The 24,005-nt window shown below is 48.7% G+C and carries 26 protein-coding genes, 1 tRNA gene and 1 pseudogene; 3 read left to right on the forward strand and 25 right to left on the reverse strand.

What is annotated here, in order from left to right; all coding sequences use genetic code 11:
* Window position 1: 1 nt before the first annotated feature.
* The 6 genes from VJ374_RS12770 to VJ374_RS12800 form a co-directional block, all read right to left on the reverse strand.
* Complete coding sequence (locus VJ374_RS12770) at window positions 2–1,480, reverse strand: sugar ABC transporter ATP-binding protein (protein ID WP_294745131.1); 1,479 nt, start codon at window positions 1,478–1,480, stop codon at window positions 2–4.
* Window positions 1,481–1,492: 12 nt separating this feature from the next.
* Complete coding sequence (gene rbsD / locus VJ374_RS12775) at window positions 1,493–1,882, reverse strand: D-ribose pyranase (protein WP_214807627.1); 390 nt, start codon at window positions 1,880–1,882, stop codon at window positions 1,493–1,495.
* Window positions 1,879–2,757, reverse strand: a complete 879-nt coding sequence (gene rbsK / locus VJ374_RS12780) for a ribokinase (RefSeq protein WP_313489648.1) — start codon at window positions 2,755–2,757, stop codon at window positions 1,879–1,881. Before rbsK ends, rbsD begins: the two co-directional genes overlap by 4 nt.
* Complete coding sequence (locus VJ374_RS12785; protein WP_050678689.1) at window positions 2,754–3,734, reverse strand: LacI family DNA-binding transcriptional regulator; 981 nt, start codon at window positions 3,732–3,734, stop codon at window positions 2,754–2,756. The genes rbsK and VJ374_RS12785 overlap by 4 nt, the downstream gene beginning before the upstream one ends.
* A 198-nt stretch (window positions 3,735–3,932) precedes the next feature.
* Window positions 3,933–4,172, reverse strand: a complete 240-nt coding sequence (locus VJ374_RS12790) for a hypothetical protein (RefSeq protein WP_214852552.1) — start codon at window positions 4,170–4,172, stop codon at window positions 3,933–3,935.
* A gap of 357 nt (window positions 4,173–4,529) precedes the next feature.
* Window positions 4,530–4,874 carry a hypothetical protein gene (locus VJ374_RS12800; protein WP_290772979.1) on the reverse strand — a complete coding sequence of 115 codons (345 nt, stop codon included), beginning with the start codon at window positions 4,872–4,874 and terminating at the stop codon, window positions 4,530–4,532.
* 135 nt (window positions 4,875–5,009) lie between these two features.
* Between VJ374_RS12800 and VJ374_RS12805 the strand changes: the two genes are divergently transcribed.
* The gene (locus tag VJ374_RS12805) at window positions 5,010–5,330 is read left to right on the forward strand and encodes a hypothetical protein (protein ID WP_023469210.1); all 321 of its coding nucleotides are present in this window, start codon (window positions 5,010–5,012) and stop codon (window positions 5,328–5,330) included.
* Between the two features lie 141 nt (window positions 5,331–5,471).
* Here the strand turns inward: VJ374_RS12805 and VJ374_RS12810 are convergent, their stop codons facing one another.
* From VJ374_RS12810 to VJ374_RS12855, 10 genes are all read right to left on the reverse strand, one after another.
* A complete protein-coding gene (locus VJ374_RS12810; protein WP_329468989.1) occupies window positions 5,472–5,720 on the reverse strand; it encodes a hypothetical protein in 249 nt (82 codons plus the stop codon).
* A 2-nt stretch (window positions 5,721–5,722) separates the two neighbouring features.
* Entirely contained in the window at window positions 5,723–6,646 is a 924-nt protein-coding gene (locus tag VJ374_RS12815) for an acyl-ACP desaturase (RefSeq protein ID WP_035409958.1), read from the reverse strand.
* Window positions 6,647–6,911: 265 nt separating this feature from the next.
* A complete protein-coding gene (eno, locus tag VJ374_RS12820) occupies window positions 6,912–8,204 on the reverse strand; it encodes a phosphopyruvate hydratase (protein ID WP_087681330.1) in 1,293 nt (430 codons plus the stop codon).
* Window positions 8,205–8,263: 59 nt separating this feature from the next.
* Window positions 8,264–9,811, reverse strand: coding sequence for a 2,3-bisphosphoglycerate-independent phosphoglycerate mutase (gene gpmI, locus VJ374_RS12825; protein WP_064299425.1), 1,548 nt, complete (start codon window positions 9,809–9,811; stop codon window positions 8,264–8,266).
* On the reverse strand, window positions 9,812–10,564 hold the full coding sequence (gene tpiA / locus VJ374_RS12830; RefSeq protein ID WP_023469215.1) for a triose-phosphate isomerase: 753 nt from the start codon (window positions 10,562–10,564) through the stop codon (window positions 9,812–9,814).
* Window positions 10,565–10,591: 27 nt separating this feature from the next.
* On the reverse strand, window positions 10,592–11,776 hold the full coding sequence (locus VJ374_RS12835; protein ID WP_290772986.1) for a phosphoglycerate kinase: 1,185 nt from the start codon (window positions 11,774–11,776) through the stop codon (window positions 10,592–10,594).
* A gap of 121 nt (window positions 11,777–11,897) precedes the next feature.
* Window positions 11,898–12,905 (reverse strand): type I glyceraldehyde-3-phosphate dehydrogenase, encoded by a 1,008-nt coding sequence (gap, locus tag VJ374_RS12840; RefSeq protein WP_035409970.1) that lies wholly within the window; start codon window positions 12,903–12,905, stop codon window positions 11,898–11,900.
* Between the two features lie 53 nt (window positions 12,906–12,958).
* The gene (locus tag VJ374_RS12845) at window positions 12,959–13,987 is read right to left on the reverse strand and encodes a sugar-binding transcriptional regulator (protein ID WP_023469218.1); all 1,029 of its coding nucleotides are present in this window, start codon (window positions 13,985–13,987) and stop codon (window positions 12,959–12,961) included.
* A gap of 115 nt (window positions 13,988–14,102) precedes the next feature.
* The gene (locus VJ374_RS12850) at window positions 14,103–14,363 is read right to left on the reverse strand and encodes a glutaredoxin family protein (protein WP_023469219.1); all 261 of its coding nucleotides are present in this window, start codon (window positions 14,361–14,363) and stop codon (window positions 14,103–14,105) included.
* Window positions 14,354–15,496, reverse strand: a complete 1,143-nt coding sequence (locus VJ374_RS12855) for an RNA polymerase factor sigma-54 (RefSeq protein WP_329468999.1) — start codon at window positions 15,494–15,496, stop codon at window positions 14,354–14,356. The genes VJ374_RS12850 and VJ374_RS12855 overlap by 10 nt, the downstream gene beginning before the upstream one ends.
* 153 nt (window positions 15,497–15,649) lie before the next feature.
* Here VJ374_RS12855 and VJ374_RS12860 point away from each other — a divergent pair.
* Both VJ374_RS12860 and clpP read left to right on the forward strand, forming a co-directional pair.
* A tRNA-Arg gene (locus VJ374_RS12860) sits at window positions 15,650–15,725 on the forward strand.
* A gap of 182 nt (window positions 15,726–15,907) precedes the next feature.
* Window positions 15,908–16,492, forward strand: a pseudogene (gene clpP / locus VJ374_RS12865) (ATP-dependent Clp endopeptidase proteolytic subunit ClpP); the annotation flags it as partial.
* A gap of 120 nt (window positions 16,493–16,612) precedes the next feature.
* Here clpP and VJ374_RS12870 read toward each other — a convergent pair.
* The 9 genes from VJ374_RS12870 to ppaX form a co-directional block, all read right to left on the reverse strand.
* Window positions 16,613–16,849, reverse strand: coding sequence for a hypothetical protein (locus VJ374_RS12870; protein WP_035409978.1), 237 nt, complete (start codon window positions 16,847–16,849; stop codon window positions 16,613–16,615).
* An 82-nt stretch (window positions 16,850–16,931) separates the two neighbouring features.
* A complete protein-coding gene (gene whiA, locus VJ374_RS12875) occupies window positions 16,932–17,888 on the reverse strand; it encodes a DNA-binding protein WhiA (RefSeq protein WP_035409981.1) in 957 nt (318 codons plus the stop codon).
* Entirely contained in the window at window positions 17,885–18,883 is a 999-nt protein-coding gene (locus VJ374_RS12880) for a gluconeogenesis factor YvcK family protein (protein ID WP_035409984.1), read from the reverse strand. Before VJ374_RS12880 ends, whiA begins: the two co-directional genes overlap by 4 nt.
* On the reverse strand, window positions 18,883–19,752 hold the full coding sequence (gene rapZ, locus VJ374_RS12885) for an RNase adapter RapZ (RefSeq protein WP_035409987.1): 870 nt from the start codon (window positions 19,750–19,752) through the stop codon (window positions 18,883–18,885). Before rapZ ends, VJ374_RS12880 begins: the two co-directional genes overlap by 1 nt.
* Window positions 19,753–19,864: 112 nt before the next feature.
* Complete coding sequence (gene trxB / locus VJ374_RS12890; RefSeq protein WP_023469225.1) at window positions 19,865–20,827, reverse strand: thioredoxin-disulfide reductase; 963 nt, start codon at window positions 20,825–20,827, stop codon at window positions 19,865–19,867.
* A gap of 61 nt (window positions 20,828–20,888) precedes the next feature.
* Complete coding sequence (locus tag VJ374_RS12895) at window positions 20,889–22,373, reverse strand: tetratricopeptide repeat protein (protein ID WP_329469004.1); 1,485 nt, start codon at window positions 22,371–22,373, stop codon at window positions 20,889–20,891.
* Window positions 22,374–22,469: 96 nt separating this feature from the next.
* A complete protein-coding gene (gene kapB, locus VJ374_RS12900) occupies window positions 22,470–22,850 on the reverse strand; it encodes a sporulation phosphorelay system protein KapB (RefSeq protein WP_023469227.1) in 381 nt (126 codons plus the stop codon).
* 30 nt (window positions 22,851–22,880) lie between these two features.
* A complete protein-coding gene (locus VJ374_RS12905) occupies window positions 22,881–23,363 on the reverse strand; it encodes an acyltransferase (protein ID WP_290752368.1) in 483 nt (160 codons plus the stop codon).
* On the reverse strand, window positions 23,347–24,003 hold the full coding sequence (ppaX, locus tag VJ374_RS12910) for a pyrophosphatase PpaX (RefSeq protein ID WP_329469006.1): 657 nt from the start codon (window positions 24,001–24,003) through the stop codon (window positions 23,347–23,349). The genes VJ374_RS12905 and ppaX overlap by 17 nt, the downstream gene beginning before the upstream one ends.
* Between the last annotated feature and the right edge of the window lie 2 nt (window positions 24,004–24,005).

Here is a 24,005-nt window from a genome sequence, read left to right on the forward strand (position 1 = left end):
ATCATTGTCCTCCTGTCGCAAGTGTCATGATGCTTTCTTGCGTCGCTTCCTGTCGTGTCAACATGCCGCTCATCTTGCCTTCGCGCATGACGTAGACCCGGTCGCTCATCCCGAGAATCTCCGGGAGGTCCGAGCTGACCATGATGATCGCGACACCCGCCGCAGCGAGTTCGTTCATGATGAGATAAATCTCTTTCTTCGCCCCGACGTCGACACCACGTGTCGGTTCGTCGAGGATCAAGACTTTCGGTTGTGTCCCGAGCCACTTCGCGAGGACGACCTTTTGTTGGTTCCCACCGGACAATGACTTCGCCGGCTGGTCCATCGAGCTGTGCCGGACCGAAAGTGACTTCAAATATCCTTCCGCGAAATCGCGTTCTGCCTGATCCTTGATGACACCAGACCGGGATAACGAACGAATCGTTGGCAGTGAGATGTTCTCGCGCAGTGAAAAGTCGAGGAACAAGCCTTCGCCTTTGCGGTCTTCGGTCAAAAAGCCGATTCCTTGGCGAATCGCATCGTATGGTGTCTTGATTTTCAGCGACTGTCCGTTCAGTTCAATCGTTCCCTCTTTCAGGCGATCGACCCCGAACAGCCCGCGCATGACTTCCGTCCGCCCAGCGCCCATCAAACCTGAGAAGCCGATGATTTCACCCGCCTTGACGGAGAACGAGACATCGTCAAACCGTTTCCCGCTCGCCTGTTTCACCTCAAGGACGGTCTCACCGATCGACACATCACGGTCCGGATACCTTTCGCCCATCTCACGACCGACCATCTCTCGGACGATCTGTTCGAACGATGTCTCGGGAATCGCGTGCGTCGAGACGGAGATCCCGTCCCGTAAGACCGTGATTCGGTCGCAGAGCTCGAAGATTTCCTCCATCCGGTGTGAGATATAGACGATTGAGACACCTTGGTTGCGCAGTGCCGTCGCGACGCTGAACAAGGCACGAATTTCCCGCTCCGTCAGTGCGGCTGTCGGTTCATCCATGATGATGACCTTTGCGTCCGTCATCAAAGCTTTTGCGATCTCGATCATCTGTTGCTGACCGACCGATAACGTCCGAGCGAGTTGATCGACGTCCATGAAGACGTTCAATTCGGCGAGTTCACGTTCTGCCTGCCGCTTCATCTCCCCTTGCTTGAGAATCCCGAAGCGTGACTTCAACTCTCGTCCGAGGAACAAGTTCTCCGTCACCGTTAAATCCGGGAGGATGTTCAGCTCCTGGTGGATGAAGGCAATCCCCGCCTCTTCGGCAAGTTTCGGATTCTTATACTCGACGTCCTGTCCATCGACGCGGATCGTACCTGCGTCCGCTTTATGAACACCGGTCAAAATCTTCATCAGCGTCGATTTCCCGGCACCGTTCTCTCCCATCAAGGCATGGATCTCACCCGCAGCGAGTTCGAAGTCGACACCTTTCAGGACGGGAACAGGCCCGAATGCTTTTTTGATACCTGTCATCTCGATACGCATCGCATGACCCCCTTAAAAGATTACGCCGGAATGGAAGATGACATTTGCGTACGGTGTCGCTTCCCCAGTCCGGATGATGACCTTCGCCTGCTGTGTCTGTTTCTTGAATTCCTCGTGCGAAACGAACGTCGTCTCGATCTGCATGGCTTCGAGTTGCTCGAGGACATCCGGATTCGCTTCTTTGATCTCTGTCGCCAGTGTCAGTTGTTCAATCGCCATGTCACCGGCGACGACACGGACGACGTCGAGGAATGACGGTGTGCCGAGTTCCAGTGCTAAATCGATTCGGGCGACCCCGTCTGGAATCGGTAAGCCGCAATCGGCGATGACGATCGTATCGGTATGACCGAGATCGGTCAGGACCTTGCTGATATGACTGTTTAAGATACCGTGTTTCTTCATGCGTCTCCCTCCATCTGTTCCCGTGTTGGCATGCCGCCTTGAGCGCCAAGCGCGCGAATCGATAAGCCGGCTGCCCGGTTCGCGAAACGAATTGCCTCGACGAGCGGTTGTCCTTCCGTTAACGCAACGGCTAAGGCACCGTTGAACGTATCCCCTGCTCCTGTCGTATCAACGACGATCGTCTCGATCGCTGGAATCGTCACGATCGACTCACCGTCGTAGAAGCGTGCCCCGCGACTGCCTTCGGTCACGATCAATTTATTCGGATATTCCATCAACCAATGTTCGATTGGCTGGTCTTGTCCGAAGATCAAGCCACATTCATGTTCGTTTGGCGTTAAGTATGTGACGTGTTCAATCAATTCCGGACTGAGTGACATCGCCGGTGCTGGATTCAAGACGACTGGAATGCCGGCTGCATGTGCTTCGCGAGCAACGGTCTCGACCGTTTCGATTGGAATCTCGAGCTGGAGTAAGATGATTTCACTGTCTGCGAGAATCGGCGCGAGTGTATCATCCGCAAATTTCACATGTTGATTAGCAGACTGAACGACGACGATCGAGTTATCGCCTTCAGCGAGCGTGATATGTGCCGTTCCCGTCCGTTCGCCTTCAATCGTTTGCAAGTGTGTCGTCTGTACTCCTTGCGTTTTGAAGTTTTCGCGAATCGCTTCACCGTTTGCGTCACTGCCGACGCAACCGATCATTTCGACGGTACTGCCGAGACGCGCGACCGCCACTGCTTGGTTCGCCCCTTTTCCGCCCGGTACGGTATGAAAGGCATCCCCGATGACCGTTTCGCCTGCGCCTGGGCGGCGTTTACTTTCGACGACGAGATCCATCGAGATACTGCCGATGACACTGATTTGTTTCATGCTTCCTCATCCTTCCGTTTCGTCGTTTCCCGTTCGATGATCTCAACTGTCAACTCATGATGAACGGCGGCAATCGGTGTGCCTTCAATCCGCTGAATCAAAAGTTTCGCCGCCAGTTCTCCCATTTGATAGATCGGCTGCGCAATCGTCGTCAACGGTGGTGAAATCATTTGTCCGAGTTCGATGCCGTCATAGCCGATCACTTGTAGCTCGTCCGGAATCGTGATCCCGCGTTCCGCAGCGACTTGCACCGTTGCTGCAGCGATGACATCGCTTGCGGCAAAAATGCCGTTGCAGTGATAGTGATCAAAGAGATAGTTCGCGGCATCGAGCGCTCCTTGAAAGTGGAACGGTGACTCGATGCTTGCGACGAGATGGGTTCCGGCGACTTCCTCAAAGCCGTCCCGGCGTTTCTTGATCGTCGGGAGTTTCGAGGGACCGCTGATGACTGCTAGCTCCGTCGCACCAGAAGCAAGTAAGAACGAAGCTGCCTTTTTCCCGCCTTCGTATCCGTTTGACGTCACCGTCGGAATCGCTCCTTGTAACACGCGGTCTAACGCTACGACCGGCACTTCGAGTTCTTCATAGTTCGGATTGTTTGAGTAGTTCGTTGTGATGATCAATCCGTCGACATGCATCGCCTCGAGTGACTTGATATATTCGCGTTCTTTCTGAAACTGTTCGTCTGTGTTACACAAAATGACCTGAAAACCATGTTGATGTGCCATATCTTCCACAGCTCGTGCGAGTTGTGGGAAGAACGGGTTCGTGATGTCTGGAACGATCAATCCGATCAGTCCGGACCGTTTTTGGAACAACGATCGCGCGACTCGGTTCGGTCGATAGTCCAATTGTTTGATTGCCTGAAGCACCGCCTTACGCGATTTCTCACTGACATAACCCTTTTCGTTCATGACGCGTGAGACCGTCGCGACGGAGACATGGGCCGCTTTCGCTACTTCCCGGATGGTCGACATGTTTCGCCACCTCTTTCTTTTGATAACGCTTACAAGAATCATCATATTGTGTAACCGGTTACACATCAATCTTTTTTATCTAAAATATATTTTATTTTTTTTCGAGCTCTTGAATTGAAACATAAAAAAGAAGCCTGACACGGCGTCAGACTTACGGTAATTCCGTATAATCATGCATTTGAACGTTCTGAATCATCCTTAAATAAAGACGATCAGCGAGAGACCAATCAGAATATTAATGAATCCTAATCCATCCGTCGCTTTCGTGTACAACGACGGTTTATCTTTTTTTGCGCTATCGTTTAGATACATCAATGTCACGGCAATAACAGTCGTGATGCCAAGAGGTGCATTCAAAAAACTATCGGAATACGTAAATAAGTTGTTCGTAATGTAGAGACTATTTAAGACAGATAAACCAAACAACATTTTATGCATGAAACTCACTCCTATAATCAACGGGATCTTACGAAATTAACTAAGATCTAATTTCGCTCTCCCTCTATTATAGAATATTCTTCCAGTTACTCTTCCTTACACTATTGAAAGAAAGTATTTGGATGCATACGCAAATACACCGCAAGACAGCGTCACGCCATCTTACGGTGTATTTCTTGTCCTCTCAGTAGCACGTTAGATTGTTGATTTTCGGAAAAGACGGAGACTCCTGCGGGAAGAGCGGAATAGGCAAGACCCCGCAGGAGCACACGCGACGAGGAGGCTTGCCTTCCGCCCGCGGAAAGCGACGTCTTGGACGGAAATCAATGAACAATCGGAGTCTAGCTGACAAGTCTTTCATCTTTTTGCTTTCCCGGCTCTTTTTCGCTCCACGAACAAACGCCGAATCAAAGCAACAACGAACGCAACGATTGCCAGCGGCTCAAACAAATAAATCAATAGGAACGTGACATCGATGACGGCATCCTCCGGATTATAACGGATGATATAGAGCGCACCGGGTAAGATGGCAATCAGTCCACCAATTCCGAGTGCCGTTCCAAAAATCAGACTCTGACGCGAAAACCGGCTCGTGATTTGATACAAACCGATGAATAGTATGAGTTCCGTAAAATAGATGAGGCGCAACGGGATGTCACCAATCGACGTATCAAGCCCTAAAACCAAAAACCGAAATAGCATGTCGATTCCTCCTTCCCTCTAGTTCTACCCCGAACAGCGTCCTCGTAATACTTGATTTCCAGTTTCCATGCATATCCTCGCTTCAATTAGGGAATAGCTAGAGAGTTACAGTCACATACAGAGAGTTGGGATCGGATGAAAGAAGAACACTCGATGAGGGTCGTCAGTTGTCTGAATGATTATTTCGAACGTCATCAGCAACCCCTTCAGGTCGATCTCTTACGAGGTCTACCACCGATCGTGCTATTGTTGCGCGATGACGCGAAACGTGCCTTTCCAAAAGAAGCGAATTTGCACGATGAACTGTTACAAGACATCAAACGTTTGATTCAGGAATGTTTGGATCCCGATACGTTACGCGAATTAGGAATCGATGTCGATCTCCCGGACTTTTTCGTGACCCGTGCACCGCTTCATTCTGCCCATCATTATCTCGTTACATTCATTGAAGACTGACTTTATGTTAAAAGCAGTTATTTCTTCTTTCACGAAAAACACGTGAATCAAGAGATAACTGCTTTTTCATGGACAACAAAAAAAACCGATAGCGCCAATGCACTACCGGTTAGACTTCACTTCACAGATAGAAAAGGTAACTTAATTCTCAGCCTCAAGAATCGCTTCGATTTCAGCTTCTACTTCTTTGTTGACCATTTGTGAACGTTTTTTTCGTAACTCGAGATCCATTTCCTGATCGATGAAATGGTTCGTATGCTTGTCGAAGCAATCAAAACAAATCGGATAAAAGTCTTTTGCTTCTTTGTTCAATGAGTTGAATTCCCATGTATCGAGTTCCAAGTAACTGACTTGGTTATTCGTTTCAGTTCCACAGATTTCACACTTCATGTTCAATTGCCTCCTGAGACGTCGATTTTCGCTTTTTCGAGTTGACGTTCTTGACGTTCCTTGATGCGTTTCAAACGTCCATGATACTTCATGATGTTCGCTTGTGATTGTTTCGCTTCTTCGCTTGTCGGCTCCAAATCAGCGATTCCCCAGTATTTGACGACGACATCTAATACTTGGTCGAAGTATTGGAGGGGTCCATAGTTCGTATCAACGGCAATCGTCTTCATGCGTTCTGTAAAGTCCGGCATGACAGCACCCGGCATCGAGAAGTTAATGATGACATCTTCAAAGAAGACGATGAAGTTCGGGTCGAGCTCTAAGTGTGCTTTGACCGTGTCACGATAGAACGCATAATGGAGCGCTTCGTCTTTCGCTAGACGACGGAGTAACGTTGCTAAGTCTTTGTCGTGTGCCCCTGCGATTTTCGCAACGTTGTTATAGAAGACGAGTGTCGCTAACTCTTGCAGTGATGTATACGCCATTGTCGCTAGTGGGTTCGTGAAGTCTGGGAACCAGCCGTTCTCAACGACACGTCTTCTTAATTGATGAAGGCGCGTTGGATTGACGTTTCGTGTGACGAGTAAATACGTCTCGAGTAAGTTCGAGTGCTGATCTTCTTCTGCTGTCCACGTCCGGACGAAATCATTGATGACTTCCATTGAGTTCTTGAACGTGTAATCTAAATGCGACGTGTACCACGGTAAGTTGACCTCTGTCAGTAATGCCGTCTCAATCGCTACGATGACGCCTTCTGGAAGCGTGACTTGGCTTTCGTCCCAAGGAACACGTTTGAATGACATCGCCTTATCCCACGGAATGAACTCGTGATAGCTCCAGTCAATATTGGCTGAACGCTCCTTGTGTAGTCGATATAACTCTTGAATGCGTGGTTCTAAACGGATATCTAAATCTGAATTTAACATGATCCTGTCTCCTTTAGACGTATTTTCATCTGCATCGAGCAAGATGTAATTAATCCCTATAACTATTTAATTTGCACTTATTTATGAGTATAACATTTTAGTCATCTACTCAGATGAATCAATTTTTTGACAGTTCATCATAGTTTTGATGACAAAAGCAATTTTCATGTTTGACATTGCTTGATATAAAAACCTCCTATCCGTGTGTACGTATCACACGAATAGGAGGTTTTGCTTATAGCTTATTCAAACGATCAACCTGAAATTACTTCTTGAGGTTGTAGAATGATTTGATTCCGTCGTAGACAGCAACGTCTGAAAGCATGTCTTCGATGCGGAGAAGTTGGTTGTATTTCGCGATACGGTCTGTACGTGAAAGTGAACCCGTTTTGATTTGACCAGCGTTTGTCGCAACAGCGATGTCAGCGATCGTTGAATCTTCAGTTTCACCAGAACGGTGAGAAACGACAGCTGTGTAACCAGCTTTTTTAGCCATTTCGATTGCGTCGAATGTTTCAGTCAACGTACCGATTTGGTTAACTTTGATGAGGATCGAGTTAGCGATGCCTTTTTCGATACCTTCAGCAAGTTTCTCAGTGTTTGTTACGAACAAGTCATCCCCAACGAGTTGGACTTTGTGTCCGATACGATCTGTAAGAAGTTTGTGACCATCCCAGTCGTTTTCGTCACAACCATCTTCGATTGAGATGATTGGGTATTTGTCAACGAGTTGTGCGTAGAATTCAACAAGCTCTTCTGTTGAAAGGACTTTGCCTTCGCCAGCGAGGTTGTATTTTCCAGCTGCTTTATCGTAGAACTCAGAAGAAGCGACGTCCATTGCAAGGTAAACATCTTCGCCTGCTTTGTAGCCAGCTTTTTCGATTGCTTCAAGGATAACTGTGATTGCTTCTTCGTTTGATTTCAAGTTTGGAGCGAATCCACCCTCGTCACCAACTGCTGTGTTAAGACCCATTCCGCTAAGAACTGATTTCAACGCGTGGAAGATTTCAGCACCCATACGAAGTGCTTCTTTGAATGTTGGAGCACCGACAGGCATGATCATGAACTCTTGGAAGTCCACGTTGTTGTCTGCGTGTGATCCACCGTTGATGATGTTCATCATTGGTGTTGGTAATGTTTTCGCGTTGAATCCACCGAGGTACGTGTAAAGTGGAAGACCAAGCTCATCTGCAGCAGCACGTGCAGCAGCCATAGAAACACCAAGGATTGCGTTAGCGCCGAAGTTACCTTTGTTTTTCGTACCGTCGAGATCGATCATCTTTTTGTCGATTCCAGCTTGGTCGAAGACATCGTAACCGATGATTTCTGGTGCGATTTTTTCGTTGACGTTGTCAACAGCTTTCAAAACACCTTTTCCGAGGTAACGTGCTTTGTCGCCATCACGGAGTTCGACTGCTTCGTGCTCACCAGTTGATGCACCTGATGGTACGAGTGCGCGACCGAAACCGCCATCTTCTGTATAAACTTCTACTTCTACTGTTGGGTTACCGCGTGAATCAAGAATCTCGCGTGCGTAAATCTCTGTAATCATTGACATTTAAATTCGCTCCTTTTGTGTGTAAGAAATATGTGCTGTAATTCTTTCGATCGACGGGATTATTTCTTCAATACGATCGATTTACCAGTCATCTCTGCTGGTTGGTCCGCTCCGAGGAGATCAAGGACCGTTGGTGCGAGGTCAGCGAGTGCACCTGTGAGTGGTTCAAGGAGTTCGACGTCCTCGACCGTCACGATACATGGAACGGGTTCTGTCGTATGCGCCGTCATCTTACTGCCGTCCGCATTGAGGACTTTATCCGCGTTCCCGTGGTCAGCCGTGATGACTGCCGCGCCGCCTTTGCTGAGAATCAAGTCAACGACTTTCCCAAGACACTCATCGACAGCTTCGATCGCCTTTTTCGTCGGCTCGAGCATACCCGAGTGACCGACCATATCCGGGTTAGCGAAGTTGAGGATGATCGCGTCGTGTTTGTCCGAGTTGATTGCGTCGACGAGGGCATCTGTAACTTCATAGACGCTCATCTCCGGTTTCAAGTCGTATGTCGCGACTTTTGGTGAAGGGATCAAGATCCGATCTTCCCCTTCGTATGGTTCTTCACGTTGTCCGTTGAAGAAGAACGTGACGTGCGGATACTTTTCCGTTTCCGCGATGCGTAGCTGTTTGAGACCTTGTTTTGACAATGTCTCACCAAGCGTATTTTTGATGTCTTCAGGCGGGAATACGATGTCCGTATCAATCGCATCCGAGTACTTCGTCATTGAGACGAGTAGCAGGTTCTTCGGTGCGTTGTCCGGAATTTCGAAACCGTCGAAGCCACCTTTTTCTTTGTAGACTTTCGAAAGCTGAATCGCACGGTCAGGACGATAGTTGAAGAACACGATCGCATCGTTATCGTGGATCGGTGCGACTGGCGTACCGTCTTCCTGCACGACAACAGTTGGTTCGATGAACTCATCCGTTACGTCTTGTTTGTACGAAGCTTCAACCATGCCGATTGGATCCTTCGTCGTTGGACCTTCACCGAACGTGATGACGTCATAGACTTTCTTGACGCGCTCCCAACGGTTATCGCGATCCATCGCATAGTAGCGACCAGAGATACTCGCGAATTGTCCGACATTCAATTCATCCATCTTCGCTTGCGCGTCACGGAGGAAACCAGCACCCGATTGTGGGTCGCAGTCACGACCGTCCGTGAAAGCATGGAGGTAGACTTTTTCGATTTCGTGAAGTTTCGCGAATTCGAGCACCGCATATAAGTGGTTGATGTGACTGTGGATTCCACCGTCAGAGACCAAACCGAAGATATGAAGCGCTGAACCGTATTTCTTCACGTGACCTGCCGCATCGTTCATCGCTTGACGCGAGAAGAACGAGCGATCCTTGACCGCGTTGTTGATTCGGGATAGCGATTGATAGACGACGCGACCTGCACCGATGTTCAGGTGACCCACTTCTGAGTTCCCCATTTGACCTTCAGGCAAACCGACGTATTCACCTTTCGCATTCAACAACGTATGCGGGTATTGACCCCAGTAACGGTCGAAGTTCGGTTTGTTTGCCGCCGTAACGGCATTTCCGAACTCCTCGTCACGCATACCAAAACCATCAAGGATGATCAGTGCGACTGGACGTTTTTTCATTTAAATCGCCTCCAACAGTTTGAGGAACGATCCTGTCTCAAGACTTGCACCGCCGACGAGCGCGCCGTCGATGTCTGGTTGAGCCATATATTCTTTGATGTTTTCCGGTTTGACGCTACCACCGTATTGGATGCGGACAGCTTCTGCTGCTTCAGCACCGAATTCAGCTGCAACGACGTCACGGACGAATTTACAAGAATCTTGTGCATCTTGTTCTGTCGCTGATTTACCTGTTCCGATTGCCCAGACAGGCTCGTAAGCAACGACGAGATTTTTCACTTGGTCGACAGTAAGACCTTTAAGGCTGTTTGCTGTCTGTTCGCGGATGACGTCTTCGAACTTGCCGCCTTCACGCTCTTCCAGTGTTTCACCTACACAAACGATTGGAACGAGACCGTGCTCGAACGCTTTTTTCGCTTTGCTGTTGATGAACGCATCTGTTTCGCCGAAGTACTCACGACGCTCAGAGTGACCGAGGATGACGTATGTCACGTCGAGTTCTTTGAGCATGAGCGGGCTGATTTCACCAGTGAACGCACCGCTCTCTTTGTCGTACATGTTTTGAGCACCAATCTTAAGATCCGTACCAGCTGCTGCTTCTGTCAAGTGTGCCAAGAATACTGCTGGCGCACAGACGGCTGCGTCGACTGTCGTCGAAGCAGGTACAGCTCCTTTGACTTCCTCAACGAATGCGACTGCATCCTTGAGCGTCAGATTCATCTTCCAGTTACCTGCGATAATTGGTTTACGCATTGAGAAACACTCCCTTGTGAACTTAGATTACTTGTCGTTTAGCGCTTCGACACCAGGAAGAGCTTTCCCTTCCATGAATTCGAGACTTGCTCCACCACCTGTAGAGATGTGGCTCATTTTGTCAGCAAGACCGAATTTCTCTGCCGCAGCAGCTGAGTCGCCACCGCCGATGATTGAGTACGCATCACTGTCCGCAAGAGCTTGCGCGACACCTTTTGTACCGTTTGCGTATTTATCGAGTTCGAATACGCCCATCGGTCCGTTCCAGACGACGAGTTTCGAGTTCTTGATTGCCTCTGCATAGAGTTCAACCGTTTTTGGACCGATATCAAGTGACATGTGATCTGCTGGGATCTCTGTGATGTCACGTGGTCCGACATATGTTTCTTCTCCGAATTCCTTCGTGATGACACAGTCGATTGGCATGAGGAACTTAACGCCTTTTTCTTCTGCTTTCTTCATGAATTCCTTCGCTTGGTCGATTTTATCGACCTCAAGAAGTGAAGTACCGACTTCGATACCACGAGCTGTGAGGAACGTGTACGATAAGCCGCCACCGATGATCAACGTATCGACGATGTCGAGTAAGTGATCGATGACACCGATTTTATCCGCTACTTTCGAACCACCGATGATTGCCGTGAACGGACGATCTGGGTTAGAAAGAGCTTTACCGAGAACTTGAAGTTCTTTTTCGATGAGAAGACCGGCAACTGCAGTGTCGACATGGTGTGCGATACCTTCTGTCGATGCGTGTGCACGGTGTGCTGCGCCGAACGCGTCGTTGACGAAGACGTCAGCGAGTTTCGCGAATCCTTTAGCGAGCTCTTCGTCATTTTTCGTTTCACCAGGGTAGAAGCGAACGTTCTCTAAGACGACGACATCGCCGTTTTCGAGTTTGTTGACTGCTTCTTCTGCAACTGGACCGTATGCTTCTTCAACGAGCTTGATGTCTTTACCAAGCAATTCGCTGAGGCGTGCTACGACAGGTGCAAGTGAGAACTCAGGGTTCTTTTCGCCTTTTGGACGACCCATGTGGCTAGCGAGAATGACTTTTGCTCCGCCGTCGATCAAGTGTTTGATCGTTGGGAGTGCAGCACGGATCCGTGTGTCATCCGTGATTTTACCGTCTTCCAACGGTACGTTGAAATCCACGCGTGTAAATACGCGTTTTCCTTGTACATCGATGTCGCGAATCGATTTCTTATTCATACATTCGTCCTCCGTCTCTTACGTATAGTGAGGGGCGAATGCCCCTCCCGCTTTTTTCCGCAATAAGAGCGGAGACTGATATCGTTTCCGCTCTTATTCAATTGCTATTTAATTGCTCGAATTACTTAGCGATTTCTGCGAAGTGTTTGAGTGTACGAACGAGTTGGCTAGTGTAAGACATTTCGTTGTCATACCAAGCAACTGTTTTAACGAGTTGTTTGTCGCCGACTGTCATGACTTTAGTTTGAGTTGCATCGAAGAGTGATCCGTAAGAGATACCAACGATGTCAGAAGAAACGATTTCGTCTTCAGTGTAACCGTAAGACTCGTTAGCAGCTGCTTTCATTGCTGCGTTGATTTCTTCTACAGAAACTTTTTTGTCAAGTACAGTTACGAGCTCAGTGAGTGAACCTGTAGCGACTGGTACACGTTGTGCAGATCCGTCAAGTTTACCTTGAAGTTCTGGAAGAACGAGACCGATTGCTTTTGCAGCACCAGTTGAGTTTGGAACGATGTTTGCTGCTGCCGCACGTGCACGACGGAAGTCACCTTTAGGGTGTGGAGCGTCGAGTGTGTTTTGGTCACCAGTGTAAGCGTGGATCGTAGTCATGAGACCTTCAACGATTCCGAACTGATCTTGGAGAACTTTAGCCATTGGCGCGAGACAGTTAGTAGTACATGAAGCACCAGAGATAACTGTTTCAGTTCCGTCAAGGATTTCGTGGTTCGTGTTGAAGACGACTGTTTTCATGTCGCCAGTTGCAGGTGCAGAGATAACGACTTTTTTAGCGCCAGCTTTCAAGTGAAGCTCAGCTTTTTCTTTGTCTGTGAAGAAACCAGTACATTCGAGAACGATGTCAACACCGAGCTCGCCCCATGGGAGTTCTTCTGGGTTGCGGTTAGCAAGTGTTTTGATTTCTTTACCGTTGACGAGGAAGTAACCGTCGTGTACTTCAACTTCGCCGTCGAAACGACCTTGAGTCGTATCATATTTGAGAAGGTGTGCAAGCATTTTAGTGTCTGTAAGGTCGTTGATCGCGACTACTTCGATTCCATCGAATTGAAGAATTTGACGAAGTGCCAAACGTCCGATACGTCCAAATCCGTTAATACCAACTTTTACTGCCATGATAATTTTCCTCCTTTTAATGTAAAGCGAGTTATCTATTATTCAAAAGGGGGTTACCCTTTCAAAATCGAAGCTGCTGCGCCTTCATCCGTGATCAGGATGATGTCCGGCGACTGTTTGACATAGGCGTTGATCGCTTCTGCCTTCGAATGACCACCTGCGACGACGATGACGTGTTCGACTTGCTTCAAGTCAGCCAGTTGGAGACCAACCGTCTTGACCCGGTGCACGATGTTCCCGTCTCGGTCGAAGTAATATCCGAATGCTTCCGCTACTGCCTGTTCATGTTCCAGTCGGGTCAGGAGATCCTCAGACGCGCGACGACGTTTTGCCATCGTTTTCGCCTCACCAATTCCATGTACCACGATTGAAGCACCTTTAATCATTTGAAGCACATTTTTTATGCTCGGCTCTTCAATCATCTTGACGAACGTCTCTGTACTGACCATGTCCGGGATGTGAAGCAGATGATAATCACTTTGAGCGCGTGACGCCATCCGTGAGCATACTGTGTTCGCTTGTAGTTCGAGCGTTTCTCCCAGTCCTCCGCGTGCCGGAACGAACGTCATCGGACGGTGTTCCTTGTCTGGCGACATCATCGCCGCGACGGAAGCCATCGTCGTACCGCCTGTGACAGCGATCGTATTGTGATGGTCTGAAGAAAGCTCTCGTTTGAGTCGTGCGACGGTCGCCCGCCCCATGTCTCGTTGTACCCAGAAGGTTTCATCGGAATCACCCGGTACGATGACGACGTCCCGTACTCCAAGTCTCTCTTTTAAGGCTTTCGCCATGTCTGAGATCCCTGCGAGTTCTCCCATGATGCTGTGCATGCTGCGAAGAACGTTTCGTCCTTCATCTGTCAAGGACATCCCTTGCGTCGCGACCTCTAAGAGGTCTTGCTGCTTCAAGAAGTCAACTTCCCGCCGTAAGACGCGTTCCGTCAAGCCAAGGCTTGTCGCAAGCGTACGTCGTCCGATTGGTTGCATCAGTCGTACGTAATGAAGGATGTCGTAGCGTGTCTGCATTTCTTCGATCAGATCAGGCACGATTCGTTTTTGGATCTGGACTAACTGCCGAATCATGTATTTCCCTCTCCTCTCAAGTAGCTGGACGCTTTTTGTCCCGCATGTCATAACGTGTCCCACTTGGTACACCGTTATCATAACAGTCCATTTCTCGCCTTGCAAGTCTCGTTTCTCAAGTTTTTTGAAGTAAGCGGTTTCTTATCGTTTCCGTCTCAAATTTGCCATAACTCCAGATTTCCTCGTCATGCATGACGACCGGAATTTCATATAAGAACCGTAGACTGAGCGCTTCATCCTGATCGATGTTGACTTCCTCGAATGTCCATTCCGGAAACTCATCGAGTACGAAGTCGAGTAAGATGGCGGCCTCTTCACATAGCGTACATCCCGGACGTGAATAGAGTGTTAAGTGTCTGTGTCGTTTTAATCCCATTCTGATTGCGCCTTCCTTTGCTGCATCGTTTTTTTCGTTAAACCAAGTGCTGCCCGATATTTCGCAACCGTCCGTCGCGCGACTGTCAGACCGTCTGCTTGCAGACGATCCGTCAATTGCTGATCACTTAACGGACGATCGCTATGTTGAATGTATTCGGCGATCCGCCGTTTAATTAAAAAACTCGAATCTCCGGTTGTCGTCCGTGAGACGAACAAGTCTTCTAAAGCAACGAGACCATGAACCGTCTCGACATACTTCGCAGCAATCGCTCGACCAATCGTTGACGGATGATGCCCCGTCGCCTCAGCGACTTGTTTTTTCGTCAGTGGCTCAAGATGCAGTTCTCCCTTGAACCAGCGTTCTTGTCGCTCAAGCAAGACCGAGAGGATAGCATGCATCGTAACGCGACGTCGTTCGTACGCGCGCAAAAAAGGCGTTGCCTCTTTTAATCCGAGCCACTTCTGATCCATGTCGAGTGTCATCCAGTCGATCTGAAGTTTTCCATCTAACAGGTGAATCCGTGCTTCTGCCATGACCGGTCGTTCTTCTTTAGGAAGATCCGGTGTCCGGCTCAGGCGCGTCAATCGTTTTCGCAACCGTGCTCGATCCTGTTCACTGAACTGCGCGAACACTTGACTCGCCGGTTCATGTCGTAACCGATCCGTCAGTCCGATCAATTCTGCGTCGTCTAGCTCGATCGCCTGTAACCATTGGCACTCGCGCTCCGAGCGGGCAGCAATGCCGACTGGTTCACATTGTTGTAAGAGTGTCCGTGCTTCTGTAATCGTTGCGACATCGGTCGAGAAGGATGCAGCGAGCTCCTCGTCCGATGTCCGCAATAAACCGTCCGCTTCTAAATACACGATGAGTTGTTCCGCCATATATCCTATTTCCTGTCTGACTGATTCTAAACGTATTTGTGCAAGAAGCTCGTCTTCATAGGATGCCAAATGTCCTGCCATCTGCTCGGCCTCTAACGAAACCTGATTCGGGTAATGGCGGTGCAATCGTCGTTTTAACCGCCGCCATTCCTCCTCGAGTTCTGCCGCTGGTTGCTCAAGTACGTGTAACTGATACTGTTGTGACGCCGATAACGTCATCTGTTGCGTTTGTTCCTGGCGTTGATCCATCGATTTCCCTCCCTCACTTCTTATTATAGAAGAAACGTTTTGAAAAACATGCTCTGAACCCCTTTTGAGTCGCTAGAGAAAAGAAAAGTCATCCTTCCCTATTGCTTTTCTGAAAAAATGTCGCTATACTATTAATTGTTCAGTACATCAGATGCACCCGTAGCTCAGGGGATAGAGCACTGGTTTCCGGTACCAGGTGTCGGGAGTTCGAATCTCTCCGGGTGTACCATTTATTCAACCACAAGGCAATGCCAGCAATGGCATTGCCTTTTTTCTATACTGATATGTTTCGTTTGCCCTTGTAATGGAAAAATACCTAAAAGTCGCATCGTATCTTTTGACCAATATTGACCAAAGGATTATGATAAGGATAAGTCGAATAGGAAGCTACATACCAACTATAAGGAGGCAAAGACTATGTTAATTCCAACAGTCATCGAACAAACAAACCGCGGGGAACGTGCTTACGATATCTACTCACGTTTGCTAAAAGACCGCATCATTCTTCTCGGGAGCGCGATTGACGACAACGTCGCCAACTCAGTCGTTGCCCAACTTCTGTTCTTAGCAGCAGAAGATCCAGATAAAGAAATCTCGCTTTACATCAATAGTCCAGGTGGTTCGATCACTGCCGGTATGGCGATTTACGATACAATGAACTTCATCAAACCACAAGTCTCAACGATTTGTATCGGTATGGCAGCATCGATGGGTGCGTTCTTGCTACAAGCAGGCGCAAAAGGAAAACGTTTCGCGTTACCAAACGCTGAAATCATGATCCACCAACCGCTCGGTGGTACACAAGGTCAAGCATCGGATATCAAAATCCATGCGGAGCGTATCATCAAAATGCGTGAGCACCTCAACAAAATCATGGCTGAAAACACAGGACAACCACTTGAAGTCATCGAACGCGATACAGAGCGTGACAACTTCATGTCAGCACAAGCTGCTGCTGATTACGGTCTCATCGACCGCGTCATGGAACGTGCATAAGTCATCCAGAGTGTCTTCTTCGGGAGGCACTTTTTTTGTATCCATAGAAAATCGAAGCCTTGTCGGTTATCGTTACATACAAAAAAACCTCCCGTTCCTTATAGAACGAGAGGGCGATGATCAGTCGATCAAGTCTGTGATGTCTGAAACGATATCGTGGTTTTCACGAATCAGCGAGTAGATCGCGTTCGCATGTGGCGAAAGCTCTTCTTCTGCTTGTAATTGTTTCAGGAATAAAGATGTTGCGAACGCAACGAGTGTGCTTTTCGGTACACCGATTGCTTTTGCTTTTTTTGTTAACACTTCATCAAACTTCGCATCGACTGTCAGCGAAATACGTTTCTTTTCGTTAGCCATTTCAAAAACTCCTTAATTCGAACATTTAGTTGCATCGACTATATATTATAGTAGACTATGGTTCATCCCGCAAGCGACCCTCTTATATGGCCCCTGTCATCGACTCGCCATTTCGTACTTTTTCAGCGATTTGATCAATCTTCCGCAACCGGTGATTGATCCCTGATTTTGAGATGGAGCCGCTTTCGACCATCTCACCAAGCTCTTGCAACGTGACGTCTTGATGTGTCACGCGCAAGATCGCGATCTCTTTCAATTTATCCGGTAAGACATCGAGTCCGACCGTTCGCTCGAGGAACTTAATATTTTCGACTTGGCGTAATGCTGCGCCAACCGTTTTGTTGAGGTTCGCTGTCTCACAGTTGACGAGACGGTTGACCGAGTTACGCATATCTTTTAAGATCCGGACGTCCTCGAACCGTAGCATCGATTGTGTCGCATCAACGAGCTTGAGGAAATCAGAAATCTTCTCGCTCTCCTTGATATAAAGGATATGTCCCTTTTTCCGTTCGATTGCCTTTGCGTTCAAATCAAAAACGTTTGATAGACCGCGGAGCGCCGCATTGTGTTCTTCATATAAGCTGAAGATCTCCAAGTGATACGACGACGTCGCCGGATTGTTGAGCGAACCCCCGGCGAGGAACGCCCCTCGTAAATACGCGCGTGCTTTTCGTTCATCGTTTAAGATCGTGTCACTGATGGAACGAATCATCGTGAATCCTTCTCCTAAAATCCCGAGGTCTTGCAAAATCTTATCCGCCTGTTGTTTGACGCGGACGATGTAGACATTATTCTTTTTCAGACGCATTTTCTTCCGAACGAGCAGATCGAGATGAACCCCGTATGCTTTTTTCAAAAGCGAATAGATCCGACGGGCAATCGAGGCATTCTCGGTCGAGATATCGAGTGTCAGACCACGTCCGAGACCGAACGAGATCGCACCGTTCATCCGGGCAAGCGCCGCGAGTTCCGCCTTCATCTCGTGATCGGTGATCGGAATCTGCGTTAATTCTTTTTTGACTTCTGAGGCAAAGCTCATGTCAGCTCCTCCTTTCCTTCGAGTTGACGCATCCGTCGAATCGACAACACTTTTCGCATGACGAGGCTTGCGACAGCATCTGAGTCATGACGGATGAAGTGATGATTGTAATCGACGATATCGTCCGCAAGCACTTCAACGCCTGCTAACTCGAATTGTTTTTCATTATAGGTGACGATGTCAGCGTGATCCTTTTGGTATTTCTTCAGGTAACTCGCATCGATCGATTCATTATTAACGATGATCGTATCGACGACTCCTTGTCCGAGGAAGCGTTCGAGTGCCGCTAAATGTTCATTGGCTGTGAACGCCGTCGTCTCACCGGGCTGCGTCATGACGTTACAGATGTAGACGACTGGAGCTAGCGATTGCTGGATTGCTTCCCGGATTTCGTCGATCAGAACGTTCGGGATGATACTCGTATAGAGACTACCCGGACCAAGGACGATGACATCGGCATCAAGAATCGCCTGAATCGCTTCCGGTACTGGACGGACATCTTGTTCTTCAAGGAATATCCGTTCAATCTTCTTACCGACCTTCGGAATCAACGACTCGCCTTTGACGATCGTCCCGTCCTCAAACTCGGCACAAAGTGTGATCGTCCGTTCCGTCGCCGGATAGACTTTTCCTTCCGCGTTCAACAGTTGCCCCATGACACCGATCGCTTCAACGAACGAACCGTTACAAAGTTGGGTTGCTGCCGTCAACATCAGATTTCCGAGTGAATGACCATGCAGTCCTTCCCCGGTCTCGAACCGGTACTGCATGATCCGGTCCATCAATGTCTCTGACTTCGATAAGGAGACGATGACGTTTCGGATATCGCCCGGCGGCAACATATTGAATTCCGTCCGCAAACGACCAGAACTGCCCCCGTCATCAGCAACGGTGACGATGGCTGTGATGTCAAGCGGGTAATGTTTCAGTCCACGAAGAAGCGTCGAGAGTCCTGTTCCACCACCGACAGCGACGACTTTACGTTCCCATTTCATCACTTCTCCCCCTTCGCATACACATAATCCCGGTGATTCGTCTCAATATGATACTGCGTCGCAAATTCTTTACTGATCGCTTCTGCAAACGTGATTGAGCGATGTTTCCCACCTGTACAACCGAGGGCGATGACGAGTTGCGACTTCCCTTCCCGCTCGTATTGCGGAATCAGGAATTCGAGCAGGTCGACGAGTTTTTTATAGAACAGCTTTGCTTCCGGCCATTGCATGACGTACGATGCCACTTCCTCGTCAAGTCCAGTTTTTGGACGCAACTCTGGAATGTAGAACGGGTTCGGTAAGAAGCGCAGGTCAAAGACAAGATCCGCATCAAGCGGTAAGCCATGTTTAAAGCCGAACGACATGACGTTGACCGTGAACGGAATCCGTGTGCCTTCCGTGAACTCCTTTAAGAGACGTTCTTTCAGTGCAAGCGGCTTGATGTCACTCGTATCAATCAGCATCTGTGCTTTATCGCGGAATCCTTCGAGCAACGTCCGTTCACGTTCGATTCCAATCAATGGTGAATCCGTCGGGGCAAGTGGATGCGAACGACGCGATTCCTTATAACGGCGGACAAGGACATCGTTTCGTGCATCAAGGTACAGCATCCGGATTTGTAAGTCCGTTTTCTTTAAATCCTCATAGACGACAAAAAAGCTGTCGATGAAATCACGCGCGCGGGTATCGATGGCAACGGCGATTTTAGGACGCACTTGTCCAATGACTTCGATGAGATGCGGCAGTAACGTCGGGGGTAGATTGTCGACACAAAAATAGCCTAAGTCCTCAAAGCTGTTCATTGCGACAGTCTTCCCAGCCCCACTCATACCCGTGATGATGACAAGTTGCGGTTGATTCTGTTCCATCTTTTCGCCCTCCAGACAACAGTTCCGTGTGTATTTTTTCGCTTCTTTTTCAGTATATCATAAAAAAAGAGCCAGCTTCACTGAAGTCTCCTTCAGTGAAACTGGTTCGATATTATGCGTGTGAGGATTCTTGTAATTCTTCAAGCAACGCTTCAATGAAATGCTGTGCATTTTGCGCGGCAATCGAACCATCGTTCGTTGCTGTAACGACTTGGCGCAATGTTTTTTCACGCACGTCACCAGCAGCAAAGATACCTTTGATGTTCGTTTCCATCGCTTCGTTCGTCACGACGTAACCTTGGTCGTTCAAAATACCGAGATCTTGGACGTAACCTGTGATTGGGTTCATTCCGATGTAGATGAAGACCCCATCAATCGGATGCGTCGTCACGTCAGCTGTTTTTGTATTAATTAGCTCGATACCGCCGACTTTCCCGTCTTGTTCGTTGATCTGTTTAACCGTATGGTTCCAGATGAAGTCGATTTTCGGGTTGTCGAACGCACGTTTTTGAAGGATTTTTTGAGCGCGGAGCTCATCACGACGGTGAACGATCGTGACTTTTTTCGCGAAACGTGTCAAGTAGACACCTTCTTCTACCGCAGAGTCCCCGCCACCGATGACGAAGAGTTCTTTTTCTTTAAAGAATGCGCCATCACAAACGGCACAATACGAGACACCGCGACCGCCGAGCTCTTCTTCTCCCGGTACGCCGATTTTTTTATATTGTGCACCAGACGCGATGATGATTGCCCGTGCGTAGTAATCTTTGTTGTGTGCATGAATCGTTTTGTATGCTTTACCGTCTTCGATGCTTCGAACATCTCCGTACGCATATTCTGCGCCGAATGCTTTCGAGTGGTCGAACATTTTTTGTGAGAGATCTGGTCCGAGGATGCTATCGTATCCTGGGTAGTTCTCGATATCTTCTGTGTTCGCCATCTGACCGCCCGGAATCCCGCGTTCGATCATCAATGTCGAAAGGTTCGCACGTGATGCATAAAGTGCGGCTGTCATCCCAGCAGGACCTGCCCCGATGATGATGACGTCATAAATTTTTTGTTCTGTTTCCGCCATGATTCCACCCCATTTATCGTAATCGTTGTAGTTTGAGTATAGGTGAGAATCCCCTAAACGTCTAACACTTTGCTTGCAGCGGTGCCAGCATCCGTTCATGTGTCCGGATCATTGACGCGACATGATCGAACGAACAATCGACGAGCGATGCGCATTCCTCGATCAACATTCCGTCTCGTAAATCATGGAACAGGTAAAGCAGTGATGCCGCGGATGCTTCAATTGAATCGAACGATTCTCCACTTAAGACGAGATGTGCGAAACGCTCATAAAAGTCCCCTTCAAGACTCATCCGTTCTTCGTCTGAAACGAATCGTTCTGCAAGACGGATCGTCTGCAATGCCCGGTGAATGCGTTCATCCACGACATCGGTCCGTCCTTCCATCTCGATGACAATCTGTTCCGTCAGTAACAGGACGTCTTCCCGGTCCGTTACTTCTGGCATCATCGACAATGCAAGCCGTGCTTCGGCATCGTTCAGCTTGCCAAGAAGAAGTGCCGTGAAGATTCGCGAGACGTCATCTTCCGTCTTCAACGCTTGGATGAGTGCCGAGCGAAACTGTAGGTTGTGGCGGATGTCATACGTATCCGTTTCTTCCTTTAACGCTTGTGCTTCGTCTGACTTTAAGAAAGCGGCTGCCTCTTCGACATGTCCTGTCTTATAAGCAGAGATCGATAACCAGTGCCCAAAGAGGGGATCTCCTCGGTACCCGCGACGCTCGAGTAATTTCAACTCTTCATAGGCGATATCGTACCGTCCGATGATCGCAAGTGTTGATGCGACCTTATAACGTGTCTCAAGATGCACGGAACGGACGTGTTCGAGCTGACGAGAGAGACGATGCGCCTCTTCATCCTGTCCCATCTCGTGTAGCAAGACGAGCGTGTTACAGAGGGCATGCAAATTCCCCGGGTTTCCTTCAAGGACCCGTTCGAGGGAAGCGAATGCCTGATCATTCTCTCCTAAATAAAACTCGACGATCGCGAGGTTGTTGTAGGCAGGCCAGAACGTCGGGTACTGGGCAATCAGTCCAGTCAACGTCTCCTGTGCCGCGAACAGCATCCCTTTATCGATCTGGCGTTGTGCTTGACCGTGCAGACGAATCAATTCGTCCTCTTCGTCGTCTTCCATCTCTTGTTCGAGATCAATCAGTTCCACGAGTGCGGCCGATGCCTCCGCGTGTTTACCGTTTGGTGCTTGCTCTAAATATTCCATCGCATGCTGTCGCGCTTCTTCATAAAGTGAGACGTGTGCGTAGTTATTCGCTAAATAAAAGAGTGCTTCCGTATTTGATGCGTCGAGTGCGCGTACTTGTTTCAAGACATCATTCGCATGATTGATTTCTCCTGTCTCGAATAAGACACGGGCATAACGGAGCAAATAACGGATGTCCGCTGGCTGAAGTGTCGTCGCCTCATCTAAATGATAGACGGCTTCATCCAGTCGCCCTTCCCGGTGCGCCTTCCGTCCGCGGAAATAAAAAAGTTCCGCTTGGCGCGCTGTTATCGCAAAGGGGTCTGCTTTGTATTTGGTTAATTCCATCATGATTCAAGCCCCCATAAATAGTAAACTGGTTTCGTAGTTGCAGACACAAGAATACCCTATCTCTAGAAGGCATGCAACAGAAAAAAACGCCGGAGTTCATCCCCAGCGTTTCGCATAAATCGATTCTAGTTCTTTGTAATTCTCTAAGCATTTTCGTACAAAAGCATCCGTCTCTGGATTCAGTCCTTCAAGACGTGCCACGTCCTTGTCATATGCCTGCCGTAAGCTCGTCGCATAATCGGGAATCTCTCCGTCATACGCATAAACGACTGCGGGCGAAACCGTGATCTTTTCGTGCTTATGCAAGGCGGTCCGAATATGAAAGAGCGGGACATCGACTTGGTTCGGTTGATGAAGATCTCCTTGAACCGGATGCTTTTCGACAGCCAGCACCTCCACGACGAGACCTTGTGGACGTTCGGCGAATAATCTTCCGAAATACTTTCCTGTCTTATACGTAAAGCGGATGTGCGTCATCTTTTTTCCTTCTTCCTTCTCACAGTTTTGTCACATTTCGTGCCGGCGAAGCGGCTGACTCGAGACGCGTTCGTTCGGAGCGATGTCCCGATGAACGACCGATCCGGCACCAACGACGGCACCATCTCCGATCGTCACGCCCGGTAGGATCGTCACGTTCGCACCGATCAAGACGTTACTTCCGATGACGACGTCACCTAAACGGTACTCCGTCGTCAAATATTCATGACAAAGAATCGTCGTATTGAAGCCGATGATCGTATTGTCACCAATCGTGATCCGCTCCGGGAACATCGTGTCTGGCATCACCATCAAGGCAAGTGCCGTCTTCTCCCCGATTTTCATCCGAAGACAAGTCCGGTAGAGCGTGTTCTTGAAGCGTAACGACGGGGCAAACCGACCAATCGTGACGATCGTAAAGCACCACATCACTTTAAAGAACGACACCGTCCGGTACATATGCCAGAGTGGATTCGTCGTTCCGACCTGAAACCGATCAGTTCGCCGTGCCATTTTGTTCCTCCAGCCAAGCTGCGAGATGATCCATCGAATCAATGATGACATCCGGTTCGAGAGCTTCTAAGTAAGCACGTCCTTTGATCGCCCAACCAACCGCGACCGTCTTCACTCCTGCGTTCTTGCCCCCAAGGATGTCCGTATCGTTGTCACCGACCATGATCGTCTCGTCTGGTGTTGATCCAAGTAACTGCATCGTTTTCTCAAACGGCTCGACGGCTGGTTTTTCTTCCGTTACGTCGTCCGCTGCGATGACAGCGTCAAAGAGTGACGTCAATCCGAATAACTCGATCCCGCGTAAGGCAACGCGACGACTCTTCGACGTCACGACCGCCATCTTATAGCCTGCTTCATGCAAACGGCGTAATCCGTCAAGCACACCTGGATACTCGAGTACAAGCGCGTCATGCATGGCAATGTTGTAGCTCCGGTAAAAAGCAACCATCTCTTTCCACTGTTCCGCGTTCATTGCTGAGAATGACTTTTCAAGCGTCGGACCGATGAACGGAAGCAGTTCCGCTTCCGTGAACGTCCGGTCGGGGTAATAGTAACTGAGCGTATGCTCGAAGCTTTTTAAGATCAATGGATTCGTATCAATCAACGTTCCATCTAAGTCAAACAAAAGTGTGCGAATCATCG

This window comes from Exiguobacterium sp. 9-2 (genome assembly GCF_036287235.1).
Classification (GTDB): Bacteria; Bacillota; Bacilli; order Exiguobacteriales; family Exiguobacteriaceae; genus Exiguobacterium_A.

Bases quoted from the DNA above. Each gene is read 5' to 3' on its own strand.
- VJ374_RS12785 (WP_050678689.1), bottom strand. From the start codon at position 3,734: ATGTCGACCATCCGGGAAGTAGCGAAAGCGGCCCATGTCTCCGTCGCG.
- gpmI (WP_064299425.1), bottom strand. From the start codon at position 9,811: ATGAAAAAACGTCCAGTCGCACTGATCATCCTTGATGGTTTTGGTATG.
- kapB (WP_023469227.1), bottom strand. From the start codon at position 22,850: ATGACGCACATCCGCTTTACGTATAAGACAGGAAAGTATTTCGGAAGA.
- VJ374_RS12800 (WP_290772979.1), bottom strand. From the start codon at position 4,874: ATGCTATTTCGGTTTTTGGTTTTAGGGCTTGATACGTCGATTGGTGAC.
- rbsK (WP_313489648.1), bottom strand. From the start codon at position 2,757: ATGAAACAAATCAGTGTCATCGGCAGTATCTCGATGGATCTCGTCGTC.
- VJ374_RS12810 (WP_329468989.1), bottom strand. From the start codon at position 5,720: ATGAAGTGTGAAATCTGTGGAACTGAAACGAATAACCAAGTCAGTTAC.
- trxB (WP_023469225.1), bottom strand. From the start codon at position 20,827: ATGGCGGAAACAGAACAAAAAATTTATGACGTCATCATCATCGGGGCA.
- VJ374_RS12855 (WP_329468999.1), bottom strand. From the start codon at position 15,496: ATGGATCAACGCCAGGAACAAACGCAACAGATGACGTTATCGGCGTCA.
- VJ374_RS12905 (WP_290752368.1), bottom strand. From the start codon at position 23,363: ATGGCACGGCGAACTGATCGGTTTCAGGTCGGAACGACGAATCCACTC.
- tpiA (WP_023469215.1), bottom strand. From the start codon at position 10,564: ATGCGTAAACCAATTATCGCAGGTAACTGGAAGATGAATCTGACGCTC.
- rbsD (WP_214807627.1), bottom strand. From the start codon at position 1,882: ATGAAGAAACACGGTATCTTAAACAGTCATATCAGCAAGGTCCTGACC.
- eno (WP_087681330.1), bottom strand. From the start codon at position 8,204: ATGTCAATGATTACAGAGATTTACGCACGCGAGATTCTTGATTCACGC.
- VJ374_RS12815 (WP_035409958.1), bottom strand. From the start codon at position 6,646: ATGTTAAATTCAGATTTAGATATCCGTTTAGAACCACGCATTCAAGAG.
- VJ374_RS12770 (WP_294745131.1), bottom strand. From the start codon at position 1,480: ATGCGTATCGAGATGACAGGTATCAAAAAAGCATTCGGGCCTGTTCCC.
- VJ374_RS12845 (WP_023469218.1), bottom strand. From the start codon at position 13,987: ATGATTCGGCAGTTAGTCCAGATCCAAAAACGAATCGTGCCTGATCTG.
- rapZ (WP_035409987.1), bottom strand. From the start codon at position 19,752: ATGGAACAGAATCAACCGCAACTTGTCATCATCACGGGTATGAGTGGG.
- VJ374_RS12805 (WP_023469210.1), top strand. From the start codon at position 5,010: ATGAAAGAAGAACACTCGATGAGGGTCGTCAGTTGTCTGAATGATTAT.
- VJ374_RS12835 (WP_290772986.1), bottom strand. From the start codon at position 11,776: ATGAATAAGAAATCGATTCGCGACATCGATGTACAAGGAAAACGCGTA.
- gap (WP_035409970.1), bottom strand. From the start codon at position 12,905: ATGGCAGTAAAAGTTGGTATTAACGGATTTGGACGTATCGGACGTTTG.
- VJ374_RS12790 (WP_214852552.1), bottom strand. From the start codon at position 4,172: ATGCATAAAATGTTGTTTGGTTTATCTGTCTTAAATAGTCTCTACATT.
- VJ374_RS12870 (WP_035409978.1), bottom strand. From the start codon at position 16,849: ATGGCTAACGAAAAGAAACGTATTTCGCTGACAGTCGATGCGAAGTTT.
- ppaX (WP_329469006.1), bottom strand. From the start codon at position 24,003: ATGATTCGCACACTTTTGTTTGACTTAGATGGAACGTTGATTGATACG.
- VJ374_RS12895 (WP_329469004.1), bottom strand. From the start codon at position 22,373: ATGATGGAATTAACCAAATACAAAGCAGACCCCTTTGCGATAACAGCG.
- whiA (WP_035409981.1), bottom strand. From the start codon at position 17,888: ATGAGCTTTGCCTCAGAAGTCAAAAAAGAATTAACGCAGATTCCGATC.
- VJ374_RS12850 (WP_023469219.1), bottom strand. From the start codon at position 14,363: ATGGGATTAAAACGACACAGACACTTAACACTCTATTCACGTCCGGGA.
- VJ374_RS12880 (WP_035409984.1), bottom strand. From the start codon at position 18,883: ATGAAATGGGAACGTAAAGTCGTCGCTGTCGGTGGTGGAACAGGACTC.